This window comes from Streptomyces laurentii, assembly GCF_040635425.1.
Taxonomy (GTDB): Bacteria; Actinomycetota; Actinomycetes; order Streptomycetales; family Streptomycetaceae; genus Streptomyces; species Streptomyces laurentii.
On record NZ_JBEYHT010000047.1, the window covers coordinates 24755 to 40297 of the forward strand.

The 15543-nt window shown below is 71.8% G+C and carries 14 protein-coding genes and 1 tRNA gene; 10 read left to right on the plus strand and 5 right to left on the minus strand.

Annotated features, from left to right (window positions below; all coding sequences use genetic code 11):
* The first annotated feature begins 25 nt into the window (after positions 1–25).
* The 5 genes from ABZ693_RS25565 to ABZ693_RS25585 all read left to right on the plus strand — a co-directional run bounded on the left by ABZ693_RS25565 (position 26) and on the right by ABZ693_RS25585 (position 2888).
* Positions 26–505, plus strand: a complete 480-nt coding sequence (locus tag ABZ693_RS25565) for an SRPBCC family protein (protein WP_359881542.1) — start codon at positions 26–28, stop codon at positions 503–505.
* 128 nt (positions 506–633) lie between these two features.
* Positions 634–1038, plus strand: coding sequence for a roadblock/LC7 domain-containing protein (locus ABZ693_RS25570; RefSeq protein ID WP_359881545.1), 405 nt, complete (start codon positions 634–636; stop codon positions 1036–1038).
* A gap of 206 nt (positions 1039–1244) precedes the next feature.
* Complete coding sequence (locus tag ABZ693_RS25575; protein ID WP_359881548.1) at positions 1245–1991, plus strand: transcriptional regulator; 747 nt, start codon at positions 1245–1247, stop codon at positions 1989–1991.
* Between the two features lie 41 nt (positions 1992–2032).
* On the plus strand, positions 2033–2425 hold the full coding sequence (locus tag ABZ693_RS25580; RefSeq protein ID WP_359881640.1) for a roadblock/LC7 domain-containing protein: 393 nt from the start codon (positions 2033–2035) through the stop codon (positions 2423–2425).
* Between the two features lie 91 nt (positions 2426–2516).
* Complete coding sequence (locus tag ABZ693_RS25585) at positions 2517–2888, plus strand: hypothetical protein (RefSeq protein WP_359881551.1); 372 nt, start codon at positions 2517–2519, stop codon at positions 2886–2888.
* 151 nt (positions 2889–3039) lie between these two features.
* On the opposite strand, the gene ABZ693_RS25590 is transcribed toward ABZ693_RS25585, so the two are convergent.
* Positions 3040–3873, minus strand: coding sequence for a MurR/RpiR family transcriptional regulator (locus tag ABZ693_RS25590; protein WP_359881553.1), 834 nt, complete (start codon positions 3871–3873; stop codon positions 3040–3042).
* A 545-nt stretch (positions 3874–4418) separates the two neighbouring features.
* A complete protein-coding gene (locus ABZ693_RS25595) occupies positions 4419–5807 on the minus strand; it encodes a cystathionine beta-synthase (RefSeq protein WP_359881556.1) in 1389 nt (462 codons plus the stop codon).
* Positions 5808–5932: 125 nt separating this feature from the next.
* On the opposite strand from ABZ693_RS25595, the gene ABZ693_RS25600 reads away from it, so the two are divergent.
* From ABZ693_RS25600 to ABZ693_RS25610, 3 genes are all read left to right on the plus strand, one after another.
* Positions 5933–7129: an SGNH/GDSL hydrolase family protein gene (locus ABZ693_RS25600; protein WP_359881558.1), complete on the plus strand. Its 1197-nt coding sequence runs from the start codon at positions 5933–5935 to the stop codon at positions 7127–7129.
* A 112-nt stretch (positions 7130–7241) separates the two neighbouring features.
* Complete coding sequence (locus ABZ693_RS25605; RefSeq protein ID WP_359881561.1) at positions 7242–8462, plus strand: acetyl-CoA C-acetyltransferase; 1221 nt, start codon at positions 7242–7244, stop codon at positions 8460–8462.
* Between the two features lie 497 nt (positions 8463–8959).
* A complete protein-coding gene (locus tag ABZ693_RS25610; protein ID WP_359881564.1) occupies positions 8960–9856 on the plus strand; it encodes a hypothetical protein in 897 nt (298 codons plus the stop codon).
* 75 nt (positions 9857–9931) lie between these two features.
* On the opposite strand, the gene ABZ693_RS25615 is transcribed toward ABZ693_RS25610, so the two are convergent.
* The 3 genes from ABZ693_RS25615 to ABZ693_RS25625 form a co-directional block, all read right to left on the minus strand.
* A complete protein-coding gene (locus ABZ693_RS25615) occupies positions 9932–10261 on the minus strand; it encodes a hypothetical protein (RefSeq protein ID WP_359881566.1) in 330 nt (109 codons plus the stop codon).
* A gap of 136 nt (positions 10262–10397) precedes the next feature.
* The gene (locus ABZ693_RS25620; protein WP_359881569.1) at positions 10398–11300 is read right to left on the minus strand and encodes a Bax inhibitor-1/YccA family protein; all 903 of its coding nucleotides are present in this window, start codon (positions 11298–11300) and stop codon (positions 10398–10400) included.
* A gap of 215 nt (positions 11301–11515) precedes the next feature.
* A tRNA-Leu gene (locus tag ABZ693_RS25625) sits at positions 11516–11597 on the minus strand.
* A 463-nt stretch (positions 11598–12060) separates the two neighbouring features.
* Between ABZ693_RS25625 and ABZ693_RS25630 the strand changes: the two genes are divergently transcribed.
* Together ABZ693_RS25630 and ABZ693_RS25635 are read left to right on the plus strand one after the other, a co-directional pair.
* Positions 12061–12831, plus strand: coding sequence for an ABC transporter ATP-binding protein (locus ABZ693_RS25630; protein WP_359881572.1), 771 nt, complete (start codon positions 12061–12063; stop codon positions 12829–12831).
* A gap of 178 nt (positions 12832–13009) precedes the next feature.
* Positions 13010–15541 (plus strand): ABC transporter permease, encoded by a 2532-nt coding sequence (locus ABZ693_RS25635; RefSeq protein WP_359881575.1) that lies wholly within the window; start codon positions 13010–13012, stop codon positions 15539–15541.
* Positions 15542–15543 lie beyond the last annotated feature (2 nt).

The following is a 15543-nucleotide window of genomic DNA, read 5'->3' on the forward strand; positions in this document are numbered from 1 at the left end:
GCGGCGGCGGTGCTCCCGTGGATCCATGACAGCAAGCACCTCGGTGGTCGTGGAACGGAAGGTGGCCGCCTCGCCCGGGCGTGTCTGGCTGATGATCACCGACCTGCCCGGACTGCCCCGGCTGCTGTCCGCCGTCGACCGGGTCGAGGTGCTGACCCAGGGCGGCTTCGCGGTCGGCACCCGCTGGCGCGAGACCCGGCGGACGCTGGGCCGGCAGGCCACCGAGGAGCTGACGGTGACGATCTGCGAACCGGCCGAGCGGTACGTCACGGTGGCCGACTCGGGCGGCATGCACTACGCGTGCGAGCTCGCCCTCGCGCCCGACGGGCCGCTCGCCCGCGCCACCGCGACCACCCTGCGCCTCACGTACACCGCCCGCCCCGGCTACGACCGCGCCCCGACGCCGCTCACCCGGCTGCTCGGGCGGCTCGGGACGCGGGTGATGGCGCGCTCGCTCGCGCGGGACCTGGAGGAGATCGCGCGGGCGGTGGAGACCCGGGGCTGAGGCCGCTCCTCCGGATCCGCTGACAAATTCCTCTGGAAAATGCCAGAACTCCTGCCCGGGAGCGCGACGTTGAGTAGCGTCACCGTTACTGCCGTACGCCCGTACGCCGCATCGGGAGGGGATCTCGCGTGCCCGGAATCGACGAGTGTCTTCAGGAGGCCATGAGCCTGCCGGGGGCGCGCGGGGCCTGGCTGGTCGACTGGACCAGTGGTCTGGCCCTCGGGTCGGCGGGCGAATCCCCGGTCGGCGACCACGAGACGACCGCCGCCGAGAGCGCCGAATTGGCCCGCGCGGCGGCCGAGTTCGAGTCACCGGCGGGAACGGGCGACGGCGCGTTACCACCCGAGGCCGGCGCCCCGCCGGTCGAGGACCTGATCGTCAGCACCCGCGTCGGGTACCACGTGATCCGCTTCGTCGAGACCGACTTCGACAGCAGTGTCTTCCTGCATCTCTGGCTGGACCGCTCCACCGGCAACCTCGCACTCGCCCGCATCCGGCTGGGCGACCTCGCCGAGAGGCTGGTCCTCGGATGAGCGCGCTCCCCCCGATACGCCCGGTCCGCGTCGACTCCCCCGCCTTATCTTCCTTACCTTCCTTACCTTCCTTACCTGCCTCGGCTGCCTTACCCCCCTTATCCGCACCGCCTCCCTCCCCCGCCATCCCCGCTTTTCCGGCCGCCCCCGCCTTCTCCGCGGCCCCCGCTCCCCCCTCGCTTCCGGCGGCCACCCCCGTCTCCCCCATGCTGCTGCGGCTCACCGCCGAGAAGGCCACCGGCGCCCTGTTGCGCGACCACGGCACCCTCTACCTCGTCGACGGCCGCGTCGTGCACGCCGAAAGCCCCAGCTCCCCCGGCGTCGACGTCCTCCTCGCCGCCGCCGGCCGGCTGCCCCGCGAAGGCTGGGACGACGCCGTGAACCAGGCGGGCGCGCGCGGCACCGTCGGCCGCTTCCTCGTCGACAGCGGCCGGCTGCACGACGGGGAACTGGAGATCTGCCACCTGGAGGCCGTCTTCGACGCCGCGTTCTTCGCCCTCGGACCCGCGAGCGGCCCGACCCGCTTCCGGTACGGGGCGGCGCACTGGTTCGGCGCGGTGCGCCCGGTCGCCACCGAGGCCGTGGAACGCGAGACGCTGCGCCGCCGCGACCTCCTCGACAGCGTCTGGCCGTACCCCGCCGTCGACACCGCGCCCGTGGTCCCCCGCCCCGTCGCCCCCGGCCAGCCCGTCGGCACCCGGCACCGGGCCCTGCTCGCGGCGGCCGACGGCGTACGGACCCCGGCGGACATCGCCCGGGTGCTCGGGCGGCCCGCGTTCCACACGCTGCTGGACGTACGACGGCTCGCCGCGGCCGGTCTGGTGGAAACCCCTCACGAAGCGGCGCCCCCCGCCCCGCCCCCGGTGCCCGCCTGGGTCGGCGAGGTCGCCACCCCCGACCCCGACGTCGCCTTGCTCCGCCGGCTCCGTGACGCCCTGGAGGCAGCCCTGTGATGAGGCGTGCCCTGCGCCTGCGCGCCGAGAGGAGACAAATGATGACTGCGGAGGCCGAGGTGCTCGGCGAGCTGAGACGGCTGCGGGCCCGGCTGCCCCAGCTCACCGGGGCCCTGGCGGCCAGCATCGACGGACTGGTGCTCGCCCGGGACGCCGTCGACGCCGAGGCGGAGAGCGTGGCCGCGCTGACCGCCGCCGCGCTGGGCGTCGGGCAGCGGCTCGCGGACACCACCGGACAGGGCGGCTTCAAGGAGCTGCTCGTCCGGGGCGAGAACGGCTACGTGGCGACGTACGCGGCGGGCGGCTCGGCCGTGCTGACGCTGCTCGCCGAACCCCGGATCAACGTCGGCCGGCTCCACCTGGAGGCCCGCCGGTCCAGCGCCCGCATCGCCGAGCTGGTGGACGGCGCGCTGGAACGCAGAGACCTGAACTGACCACCCGGCCACCGGTCGACCGGCCGGCCACCGGCAGGTCGGCCACACCAGAGAACGACGACACCCACGGAAAGAAGAACGGAACCACACCATGGCGAACACCGAGACCTCCCTCAAGGAAGCCGCCCAGATCGAAGGCGCGATCGGCGCGGCGCTCGTCGACTACACGAGCGGCATGGCCCTCGGCACGATAGGCGGCGGCAAGGACCTCGACCTGAACGTCGCGGCGGCCGGCAACACGGACGTCGTCCGGGCGAAGGTCCGCGCGATGGAGATGCTGGGGCTCAGCGACGAGATCGAGGACATCCTCATCACCTTGGGCAGCCAGTACCACCTGCTCCGGCTGCTCAAGACCCGCGGCGCGAACGGTCTCTTCCTGTACCTGGCGCTGGACAAGGGCCGGGCGAACCTGGCGATGGCCCGCCACCAGCTGAAGAAGATCGAGAGCGAGCTGGAGATCTGACCCCGGACGCCCCCCCATGGGCCGTGGCCCCGGCCGGTCGGCGATGAGCCGGCCGACCGTCCGGGGTCACGGCCACCCCCCACGTCCAGGGACAGCGACTCCAGCGACTCAGCGACTCCGACGACTCCGGCGACTTCGGCGCCCCCAGGGGTCAGTCGACGAACAGACCGCGCGTCGCCGCGCGCGTGTCGAACTCCTCCAGGCGCGCCTGCGCGTCCGGCAACTCGTCCGCCATCGCCTCCAGGAGCACCCGGCCCAGCAACATCGGCGCGCAGGCCGTGTCGAAGGCGAGGCCGGTGCCGACGGGGGCCGGGATGAGCAGGTCGCTGTGGGCGGCGACGGGGGCGAAGGCGGACTCGGCGACCGTCACCACGGTGAGCCCGGACGTACGGGCATATGCCAGCGCGTCGACGACCTCGCGCGGATGGCGCGGCAGCGCGAAGCACAGGAGCGTCGACGCCCCGGCGCGGACGACCGCGTCGATCCGGTCCTCCAGCATCGAGCCGCCCTCGTCGAGCAGCCGTACGTCGGGGTGGACCTTGCCCGCGAAGTACGCGAAGCCGCGCGCCTGCGAGGAGGCGGCCCGCAGACCGAGCACGGGCAGCGGGCGGGAGGCGGCGAGCAGCCGGCCGGCCCGTACGACGGGCGCGGGGTCGGCGAGGAGGTCGGCGAGGTGCCTCAGGTTCTCGATCTCGCCGAGCACGGCCTGCTGGTACTCGTTGTGGCCGACGGTCTCCTCGGGGGCCGCGGGCACGCTCTCGCGCAGATGCCGGCGCAGCGCCGGATAGCCGTCGAAGCCGAGCGCGACCGCGAAACGGGTGACGGACGGCTGGCTCACCCCGGCCAGGTCGGCCAGCTCCACACTGGACAGGAACGGCACGTCGGCGGCCCGCCGCACCATGCAGTGCGCGATCCGCCGCTGTGTCGGCGTGAGCCGGTGCCCTTCGAACAGCGTCTGCAGCCGTCCAGCGGGACTGTCGTTCATGCCGTCCCCCTCCCCTTCCACCTGCCGACTATTCATGCACCAAGAACTCTGCATAAGCATATGCAGTCGGCGGGCGCGAGGGAGCCCGGACGTACGGATGGACGCATAGCCGCAGGGGCGCGTGGAAACGGGCGGGCCCGCGGAAAGAGAGCGCGGGGGCCGCCGTCCCCTGCCGGGCGGTGCCGGGCAGAGGTCGGGACGACGGCGGTCCCCGCGAGCGGACGCGGGGCCCGGGTCAGGACCGGGGGCCCGCGTCGGACGGCGTACCAGGAGATCCGGGAGCCGCTCCGGAGGCCCGTGACGCCGACGAGGAACACTCTCCCGCCGTCGTGTTACGCGGGCGCTGCGGGCGCGTGTCGCGCGCGTACCGTTCGTGTGACGTACACGCGCGGGGGCGTACGGAGTCGTACGGGGCGACGCCACGCGCGTAGACATACGAGACGGGGCGGCCGGTGCCCGAAAGCCCCGCCGCCCCGTCTCGTACCGCTCTGTGTCTCTGCGGCGCCGTGGCGCCGTACCGCTCTCGCGCTGTACCGCTGTACCGCTTACTTCACGCCGGGGTTCGCGGCCAGGAAGGCCAGCAGGTCCTGGCGGCTGACCACGTCGGTCGGCTTGCCCTCGACGAGGACGATCGCCGCGTCCGCGTCGCCGAGCACCGCCATCAGGTCGGCGACCGGCTCGCCCGAGCCGACCTGCGGCAGCGGCGCGGACATGTGGTCGCCCAGCGGGTCCTCCAGGGACGCCTTCTGGTTGAACAGGGAGCTGAGCAGCTCGCGCTCGACGACCGAGCCGACGACCTCGGCGGCCATGACGTCGGGGTGACCGGCGCCCGGCTTCACGATCGGCATCTGGGAGACGCCGTACTCGCGCAGCACCTCGATGGCCTGGCCGACGGTCTCGTCCGGGTGCATGTGGACGAGCGAGGGCAGACCGTGCGTCTTGTGGCCGAGCACGTCCGCGACGGTGGCGGAGGTGGTGTCCTCCAGGAAGCCGTAGTCGGCCATCCACTCGTCGTTGAAGATCTTCGAAAGGTACCCGCGGCCCGAGTCCGGAAGCAGCACGACGACCACGTCGTCCGGGCCCAGCTCCTTGGCGACCTCAAGGGCGGCGACGACCGCCATGCCGCAGGAGCCGCCGACGAGCAGGCCCTCCTCCTTGGCGAGGCGGCGGGTCATCTGGAAGGCGTCCTTGTCGGACACGGCGACGATCCGGTCCGTGACGGTCCGGTCGTACGCGGTCGGCCAGAAGTCCTCGCCGACGCCCTCGATCAGGTACGGACGGCCGGAGCCGCCGGAGTAGACCGAGCCCTCCGGGTCGGCGCCGATGACCTCGACCCCACCCTCGCTGGCCTCCTTGAGGTAGCGGCCGGTGCCGGTGATGGTGCCGCCGGTGCCGACGCCCGCGACGAAGTGGGTGATCTTCCCCTCCGTCTGCTCCCACAACTCGGGACCGGTGGTCTCGTAGTGCGAGCGCGGGTTGTTCGGGTTCGAGTACTGGTCGGGCTTCCAGGCACCGGGCGTCTCACGGACCAGACGGTCGGAGACGTTGTAGTACGAGTCCGGGTGCTCCGGGTCGACCGCGGTCGGGCAGACCACGACCTCGGCGCCGTACGCGCGCAGGACGTTGATCTTGTCCGTCGAGACCTTGTCCGGGCAGACGAAGATGCACTTGTAGCCCTTCTGCTGGGCCACGATCGCCAGGCCGACTCCGGTGTTGCCGGAGGTGGGCTCGACGATGGTGCCACCCGGCTGGAGAGCACCGCTCTCCTCGGCGGCCTCGATCATGCGGACCGCGATGCGGTCCTTGACCGAGCCACCGGGGTTGAAGTACTCCACCTTGGCCAGGACGGTCGCCTGGATGCCGGCGGTCACGTTGTTGAGCTTCACCAGCGGGGTGTTGCCGACGAGGCTGATCATCGAATCGTGGAATTGCACCGTAGTCTCCGGGGTCTCCGTAATGGTGCAGCCAGCGTATTCGCTGGAATGCGTAGGCGGAGCCGCTTCCGGGGCAGTAGACGACAAGACGGCTTCACTACGACGTACGGGAGGTGACGGCCCCGATGTCCAGGGCGAGGGTGGCACGGCGGATCGCGGCGGGCGCGGCGTACGGCGGCGGGGGCATCGGGCTGCTCGGAGTGGCCGCGGTGGGCGTGCTGCTCGCCGAGGCGGCGCTGGCCCGGCGGTCGGTCGGGACCGGCGTGGCGCCGCTGCCACCGGGGCCGGACGGACGCTACGGGCAGGCATATGACGAGGAGCCCCCGCTGCGGCTGGCCCTTCTGGGTGATTCCACCTCGGCCGGCCAGGGCGTGCGGCGCACCGGGCAGACCCCGGGAGCGCTGCTCTCCTCGGGCCTGGCGGCGGTGGCCGAGCGGCCGGTGGACCTGCGGGTCGTGGCCCTGCCCGGGGCGCGCTCGGACGATCTGGAACGGCAGGTGTCGCTGCTGCTCGCCGGGCCGCACGGGGCGCCCGACGTGTGCGTGATCATGATCGGCGCCAACGACGTCACCCACCGGGTACCCGCCACCGAGTCGGTGCGCTGCCTGGCGGCGGCGGTACGGCGGCTGCGCGCGGCGGGCTCGGAGGTCGTCGTCGGCACCTGCCCGGACCTCGGCACGATCGAGCCGGTCTACCAGCCGCTGCGCTGGCTGGCCCGGCGGGCCTCGCGGCAGCTGGCGGCGGCGCAGACGATCGTGGTCGTGGAGCACGGCGGGCGGACGGTGTCGCTGGGCGACCTGCTGGGGCCGGAGTTCGCGGCCAACCCGCGCGAGATGTTCGGGGTGGACAACTTCCACCCGTCGGCGGAGGGCTACGCGACGGCGGCCATGGCGGTCCTGCCGACCGTCTGCGCGGCGCTCGGCATCTGGCCGGAGCCGGAGCGGATCGAGCCGGCCCGGCGCGAGAACCTGCTGCCGGTGGCGCAGGCGGCGGCCGAGGCGGCGAGCGAGGCGGGCACGGAGGTGGCCGGTACGGAGGTGGCGACCGCCCGCGCGCCCTGGGCACTCCTCAAGCACCGCAGGCGCCGCCGGCTGCCCCTGCCGAACGGCATCGGGAACGGCCACGGCAAGGGGAACGGGAACGGGAACGGTTCCGGCCACGGGAATGAAAAGGGGCGCGGGAGCGGTAAGAGGAAAGGAGCCGGGAACGGGAACACGGCCAAGCGTTCGCCCGGCTCCGAGGGCTCCGACGGCCCCGGGAAACCGGGCGCGGCCGGGGGCTCGTCCGGGGAACGGGAGGAGCCCCTCTCCCAGGACACCTGAGCGAGCGCTTAGAAAAGAGGCCCGCATCACACGCCAAGGCCGGTGACCCCGTGCGGTACGTACGGGTAACTTCCCTTTCTGTCCACCCACTCCGCATTTTTCTGGAGCCGTGATGCCCGAAGCCGTCATCGTCTCGACCGCCCGCTCTCCGATCGGCCGGGCCTTCAAGGGCTCCCTCAAGGACCTGCGGCCCGACGACCTGACCGCCACGATCATCCAGGCCGCGCTCGCCAAGGTCCCCGAGCTGGACCCGCGCGACATCGACGACCTGATGCTCGGCTGCGGTCTGCCGGGTGGTGAGCAGGGCAACAACCTGGGCCGGATCGTGGCCGTGCAGATGGGCATGGACCACCTCCCGGGCTGCACCATCACCCGCTACTGCTCCTCCTCGCTGCAGACCTCGCGGATGGCCATGCACGCCATCAAGGCGGGCGAGGGCGACGTCTTCATCTCGGCCGGTGTCGAGATGGTCTCGCGCTTCGTGAAGGGCAACTCCGACTCGCTGCCGGACACGCACAACCCGCTCTTCGCCGAGGCCGAGGCCCGCACCAAGGCCACCGCCGAGTCCGAGGGCTCGACCTGGCACGACCCGCGCGAGGACGGCCTGGTCCCCGACGCGTACATCGCCATGGGCCAGACCGCCGAGAACCTGGCGCGCTGGAAGGGCGTCACCCGCCAGGACATGGACGAGTTCGGCGTCCGCTCGCAGAACCTCGCCGAGGAAGCCATCAAGAAGGGCTTCTGGCAGCGCGAGATCACCCCGGTGACGCTGCCGGACGGCACGATCGTGTCGCAGGACGACGGCCCGCGCGCCGGCGTCACCCTGGAGGGCGTCTCCGGCCTGAAGCCGGTCTTCCGCCCCGACGGCCTGGTCACCGCCGGCAACTGCTGCCCGCTGAACGACGGCGCCGCCGCGCTCGTGATCATGTCCGACACGAAGGCGCGCGAGCTGGGCCTGACCCCGCTGGCCCGCATCGTCTCCACCGGCGTCTCCGCGCTCTCCCCCGAGATCATGGGCCTCGGCCCGGTCGAGGCGTCGAACCAGGCCCTGAAGCGGGCCGGTCTGACCACGAACGACATCGACCTGGTCGAGATCAACGAGGCGTTCGCCGCGCAGGTCATCCCGTCCTACCGCGACCTGGGCTTCGACCTGGACAAGGTCAACGTCAACGGTGGCGCGATCGCCGTCGGCCACCCCTTCGGCATGACCGGCGCCCGCATCACCGGCACCCTCATCAACAGCCTCCAGTTCCACGACAAGCAGTTCGGCCTGGAGACGATGTGCGTGGGCGGCGGCCAGGGCATGGCGATGGTGATCGAGCGGCTGAGCTGAGCCGGAGCGAAGGGTAGGGGTCGCCCGAGGAACGAGGGCGGCACCTGCCCGCAGCGGTGGCGAAGCTCGGCGCGACCGAAGAAGAGGGCGGCTGAGCTGAGCCGGAGCGGAGGGTAGGGGTCGCCCGAGGAACGAGGGCGGCACCTGCCCGCAGCGGTGGCGAAGCTCGGCGCGACCGAAGAAGAGGGCGGCTGAGCCAGGTTCGCGGCAGCCCGCTGAACACCCTTCGAACCGCGCGGAATCGACCGGGACCGACGCCCCGTAACCAGACGACTACGAGGCGAACCCTCCCGCGTCCAAGCCGTGACCGAATCTCCCCCAGGATGTGACATACGTCCTGGGGGAGAGTCGTTTTCCCAGGTCAGCACGGTTTCAGGACCAAACACCCGGCCGAAATACCTGCCCATTTCGTGACGTAATGCACTGACAACCGGAGCAACCTCACCGCAAGCTGATGTAGGAAGTCGGGGGATCGACTCGGAATCGGGAGTACGTCAGTGAGCGCACTGTCTCTTGCCCTGCTGGTGAGCACGGCCGCCGCAACGGCTGTGGGCGCCGCCGCTCTGCACGCCGCCCGGGGTCTCCGTCAGCAGATCACCGCGCTGCGCGGCGAACTCGCCGCCGAGCGGGGCGTCTCCGTCCCGCAGGCGCGCCAGTCGCACGCCGCGGAGATACGGGCCGCGGTCGCCGAGGCGCTCGCCGAGGAGCGGGAGCGGGAGCTGGCCGAGGCGCGGGCGTTCTGGGCCGCGCAGGAGGCCCGGGACGCCGCCGACGCCCCGTCGCTGCTGGGCGGGCTCGCCGGGCCCGCCGACGACGGTCCGTACTACGTGCCGCGCCAGGCCGACTTCGTGGGCCTGGAGGCGATGGCCCTGGAGGCCATGGAGGCGGAGGCCGCCGCGCTCGACAACCGGGAGACCCGGGAGGCGCTGGACGCCTTCGACGCGCTCGACGGTCTCGACACACTGGAGGACCTGCCCGAGCTGACCGGCGCCGGCGACTACGCGGAGGACTCCCCCGAGCTGGCCGCGGCTCGTCGCCGGCACCCCTCGCACCCGGACTTCGTGCCCGTCCGCACCCCGGTGGCGACCGACCACGAGCGCACCGTGGACCGCCTGGAGGAGCTGGCCGAGACCGGTACGGCGCTGACCGACGTGCGTCCCGGCCCGCTGGGCACGCTGGACGTGTACGTCTTCGCCGACGGCACCACGCTCTGCATGACGCCGGGTCACCGCGAGACGGCCGAGCGTCTCGCGGAGGCGCTGCGGGCCGGGCGTACCCCGGTCCTGCTCGGCGGCTCGGGTGTCTCGGGGGCGTACGCGCTCACGTTCTCGTACGGCGAGAGCGCCGAGGACACCGTCTACATCCTCGCGGACCGCGTGATCGCCAGTTTCTGACGGGCTCTGAGAGCCCGGGGCCCCGCTCACGGCCCCAGGGCCTCGCTCCGGCCCCCAGGAGCCCCGCTCACGACCTCAGAGCCCTGCCCGGGCCTCCGCCTCCCGTACCAGCCGCACGGCCTCGTCCAGCGCCCCCTCAGGGGCCCCGGGCGGGGCCGTGCGGAGTGTTTCGGCCAGATCCGCGGCGGCGACCGCCAGTTGGTCGGCGACCGCGAAGACGCCGGCGTCGGGCATCGTCCGCGGCTCGCGGTCCGGGAACTCCAGCCGCTGCGCCCGGTCGGCCAGTTCCCTGGCGAGCGCCAGGCCCTCCGCCGCGGCCCCGCGCTGCAGGCGGCTCTGCGGGGCGGCCCGCAGCCGGTCGGCGAAGCGTTCCGCGGCGGTGGTCAGTTCAGTCGTATCGCGCACCCGGCCGACCCTATGCGCCCCGCCCGGCCCCCCGCCAAACGGCCCCCGAACCGCCCCCGGAACACCCCGTGACGCGGAAGGGCCCGCCCGGCGGCTGCCGGACGGGCCCCTCCCCCGCTCATGGGGACGCGGCGGGTCAGTCGTCGCCCTGAAGGATCGACAGGAGGCGCAGCGCCTCCAGGTAGATCCACACCAGCGTCATGGTCAGACCGAAGGCGGCCAGCCAGGACTCCTCGCGCGGAGCGCCGTAGGTGATGCCGTCCTCGACCTGCTTGAAGTCGAGGGCGAGGAAGCAGGCACCGAGGATGATGCCGATGATGCCGAAGACGATGCCGAGGCCGCCGGAGCGGAAGCCCAGGCCGTCGCCGCCGCCGAAGAGCGAGAACAGCAGGTTGACGGCCATGAGCAGCACGAAGCCCATCGCGGCGGCCATCACGAAGCCGTAGAAGCGGCGGGTGACGCGGATCCAGCGCATCTTGTAGGCGATCAGCACGCCGGCGAAGACCGCCATGGTGCCGAGGACCGCCTGGGTGACCACGCCGTCGGCGATGTACGTCGAGACGGCGGCGGAGATCACGCCGAGGAAGACGCCCTCGAAGGCCGCGTAGCCCAGGATCAGGGCCGGGCTGGGCCGGCGCTTGAACGACTGGACCAGCGACAGCACGAACGCGACGAGCGCGGCGCCGATGGCGATGCCGTAGGACTTGTTGATGTTCGCCGGGTCGACCGGCAGCAGCAGCCAGGACGCGATGGCGGTGACCACGACCGTGCCGAGCGTGATGGCCGTGCGGCTCACCACGTCGTCGATCGTCATCACGTCGCCGCGGACCTGCTGCGGGGCGCCGAACCGGGTGTCCTGCGTCGCGTACGGGTTGGTCCCGTACGGGTTCGCGGTGCCCTCGGCGTAGGGGTTGCCGGTGGGGTACGGGGTCGTTCCGACGGCGGGGCCCCCGGCCTGCGACTGCTGCGGCCCGAAGCCCGCGGAGCCGTTGTCGCGGCTGAACCCCCGTCGCGAGAAGACCGGGTTGCTGCTCCTCATCTCACTCCTCCATGGCCGCACGGCGCGGCACTGCGACCAGAGTAATGCGAAGGCAAAAGAAACTCTCTCGTGCTGCGGGAGGATCTTCATCACGAATCGAGCAGCGGAGCTCCCCCGAGGCTCCCCCTTGAAGGGGGAGCCAGGGAGCGGTGCGAGGAGGTACGACGGCGGTACGAGTGACCCGAGATGCCCCGAGGTGTGTCGGTCGGGGAATGTGCCCGGAACCGGATTCGAACCGGTACGGCCCGAAGGCCAGCGAGGTTTAAGCTCGCCGTGTCTGCATTCCACCATCCGGGCGTGGCGCGAAGCCCCGCGTTGGCACACGAGCCTATCGGGGCGGCGTCGCTCGATCAGAGGAACCGCTACCCGATGTTGTCTTATTTTATTGACAGCTGAGGGTGCGTCAGCACAGGTGGAGGCCCCTGGCGAAGGGGAACAGGGATCGCGGCAGCAAAGTCGTCGCCTTCGGATTGACGGAAACTCGCCGCCCGCCCGGGACGACCTTGTCACCTCGGCCCCGCCGGGCCGGGCCCCCGGGGCCGGTCTTCCGCCCCTCGCCCGTGATCACGGCATGCGGTGCGCCCCTTGATCACGTCTCAGGGTTCCTGTCATACCTCAGGAGGAGGGGCCACCCGCGCGGTGCGACTCCAGACTGCCCCAGGAACGGGCATGTGGACGGACGATCCGGGCTCTAACGCTCGACACGATGGAGTGGTTCCCGAACAAGCCGGATTGACCCCGATGGACAGGAGTCCTCGCCGTGACCACCACTCCCACCGTGCCCCGCTCGACCGCGGTGGCCGCACGTGCCACCGACCTCTCCAAGGTCTACGGACACGGCGAGACCCAGGTGGTCGCGCTCGACCGCGTCAGCGTCGACTTCCGGCAGGGCGAGTTCACCGCGATCATGGGCCCCTCGGGCTCCGGCAAGTCGACCCTGATGCACTGCGTGGCCGGCCTCGACTCGTTCAGCTCCGGCTCCGTCCGGATCGGCGACACCGAGCTGGGCAACCTGAAGGACAAGCAGCTCACCCAGCTGCGCCGGGACAAGATCGGCTTCATCTTCCAGGCGTTCAACCTGCTGCCGACGCTGACCGCGATGGAGAACATCACCCTTCCGATGGACATCGCGGGCCGCAAGCCCGACAAGGAGTGGGTGGAGCGGGTCATCGACATGATCGGTCTGTCCGGCCGGCTGTCCCACCGCCCCTCGCAGCTCTCCGGCGGCCAGCAGCAGCGGGTGGCCGTGGCCCGCGCGCTGGCCTCCAAGCCCGAGATCATCTTCGGTGACGAGCCGACCGGAAACCTCGACTCGCGCTCCGGCGCCGAGGTCCTCGGTTTCCTGCGCAACTCGGTGCGCGAGCTCGGCCAGACCGTGGTGATGGTGACCCACGACCCGGTCGCCGCCGCCTACTCGGACCGCGTCGTCTTCCTCGCGGACGGCCGGATCGTCGACGAGATGATCCACCCGACGGCGGACGACGTGCTCGACCGCATGAAGGCGTTCGACGCCAAGGGCCGTACGAGCTGAGCCAGGAGCCGTAGCCGGCCGAGCGAAGCCGGACCGGACGCCAGGCCGGGCCCCCGCGGCCCGGCCCCGCCCCGTTCCCGCCGCTCCCCCGCGCCCGGCTCCCCTCCTCGTACCCCCGTCACCCCTTCCGTTCCGGATTCCGGATTCGGGACCCAGGACCCAGGACTCAGGACCTCCCATGTTCCGCACCGCCCTGCGCAATGTGCTCGCGCACAAGGCCAGGCTGCTGATGACCGTGCTCGCCGTCATGCTCGGCGTGGCCTTCGTCTCCGGCACCCTCGTCTTCACCGACACCCTCTCCGCCGCCTTCCGCAACCAGTCCGCCAAGAGCTACGACGACGTCGCCGTCGCCGTCACCGCCCCGCTGAACACGGGTGACCCGGCGGCCTCCTCCGGCCTGTCCGAGCGGACCCGGCAGAAGATCGCCGCGCTCGACGGCGTCGCCGAGGTCACCGGCCGCGTCACCGGCTTCGCCGGCGTGCCCGACAAGAACGGCAAGCTGATCGGCGTCGGCTGGTCCAACAAGGGCACCAACTTCGTCGCCGGCAAGGACGGCAAGGACGCCTCGTTCGCGTTCGCCTCCGGCACCGGCCCGGTCGCGGACGACGAGATCGCCCTCGACCAGGACACCGCGACCAAGGGCGGCTACCAGGTCGGCGACCGGGTCCGGGTGGCCACCACCGGGCCCGTCAAGACGTACACCCTGACCGGTGTGTTCACCACCGAGGACGGCGCCGTGAGCGCCGGCGGCAGCCTCGTCCTGTTCGACACCAAGGTCGCCCAGCGGCTCTTCGCGAAGCCGGACACCTTCCAGGAGATCACCGTGCGCGCCGAGTCCGGCGCCGACGCGGACAAGATCCTGGCCGCCGTGAAGCCGCTCGTCGGCGACACCGCCGACGCCAAGACCGGTCAGGACCTCGCCGACGAGCAGGCCCGGGACATCGAGTCCAGCATGGGCACGCTCAATCAGATGCTGCTCGGCTTCGCCGGCATCGCGCTCTTCGTCGGCATCTTCCTGATCTCCAACACCTTCACCATGCTGGTCGCCCAGCGCACGAAGGAACTCGCGCTGATGCGCGCCGTCGGCGCCTCGCGCAAGCAGATCACCCGCTCCGTGCTCGCGGAGGCCGGTCTGGTCGGCCTGGTCGCCTCCGTGATCGGCTTCGGCCTCGGCATCGGCCTCGCCGCCGGACTGCGCTCCGCCATGGCCGCGTTCGAGCTGAAGGTGCCGGCCGGCAACCTGGTCATCGGTGCCACTCCGCTGGTCTCGGCGCTCGCCGTCGGCGTCCTCGTCACCATGCTGGCCGCCTGGCTGCCGGGCCGCCGCGCCGCGAAGATCCCGCCGGTCGCCGCCATGAGCAGCGTCCACGCGGTCGCCACCACCAAGTCCCTGGTCGTCCGCAACACCATCGGCGCGATCCTCACCGCGCTCGGCGTGGTCGGTGTCGTCCTCGGCGCCGGCAAGGGCGGCAGCGACGGCCGCACGTTCATCGCCGGCGGCGCGTTCCTCGCCCTCCTCGGCGTGATCGTGCTGATCCCGCTGCTGTCCCGCCCGATCATCGCGCTCGCCCGTCCGCTGCTCAACGCGTTCGGTGTCGCGGGCAAGCTGTCCGGCCAGAACGCGGTCCGCAACCCGCGCCGCACCGGCGCCACCGCCTCCGCGCTCGCCATCGGCCTCACCCTGGTGACCGGTCTCTCGGTGGTCGGCGCCTCGGCCGGCGGCGCCATGGACCGGGCGACCACCGACCAGATCAAGGCCGACTACATGATCGCCATGGCCAGCGGCGACGGCCTCAGCCAGGCCGCCCTGGACGCCGTGGCGAAGACCCCGGGGGCCACCGCGGTCTCGCCGCAGCAGGCCGGCTGGTTCGACCTGGAGAAGGGCGGCTTCGCGTCCGTCTCCGGTGTCGCCCCGGACGCCATCGGCAAGGTGCTCAAGCTGGACGTCACGGAGGGCTCGCTCGACTCCCTCGCGAAGGGCGAGATCGGCGTCGAGGACAAGACCGCGAAGAAGCGCGGCTGGAAGGTCGGCGACACCGTCAAGGTCACCTTCGCCGACAAGAAGAAGGGCGAGGTCACGGTCGGCGCGGTCTACGCGGACAGCGACTTCGTCTCGCCGATCATCGTGGACGCCAAGGTCCTCAACGCGCACGACACCCAGCCGTACATCCCGCAGATCCTCGTCAAGATGGACGGCGGCCCGTCGGACGCGGCCGAGAAGGCCGTGATGAAGTCGCTCGGCGACAACCCGGCGATGACGGTGATGGACAAGAAGGACATCCGTGACACCTTCAGCGGCGCCATCGGCATGATGCTGAACATCATGTACGGCCTGCTGGCGATGGCCCTGCTCATCGCGGTCCTCGGTGTCGTCAACACGCTGGCGATGTCGGTCTTCGAGCGGCAGCAGGAGATCGGCATGCTGCGCGCGATCGGTCTCGACCGGCGCCGCGTGAAGCGGATGGTCCGTCTGGAGGCCGTGGTCATCAGCCTCTTCGGCGCGGTCGTCGGCATCGGCCTCGGCTCGTTCCTGGGCTGGGCGGTCGGCGAGACGATCAAGGGCAGCCTGCCGGACTACGCGCTGGTCGTGCCGTGGGGCCGGGTCGGGATCTTCCTGCTGCTCGCCGGACTGGTGGGCGTGCTGGCCTCCCTGTGGCCGGCCCGCAGCGCCGCGAAGCTGAACATGCTGCAGGCCATCAAGGCGCAGTAGCT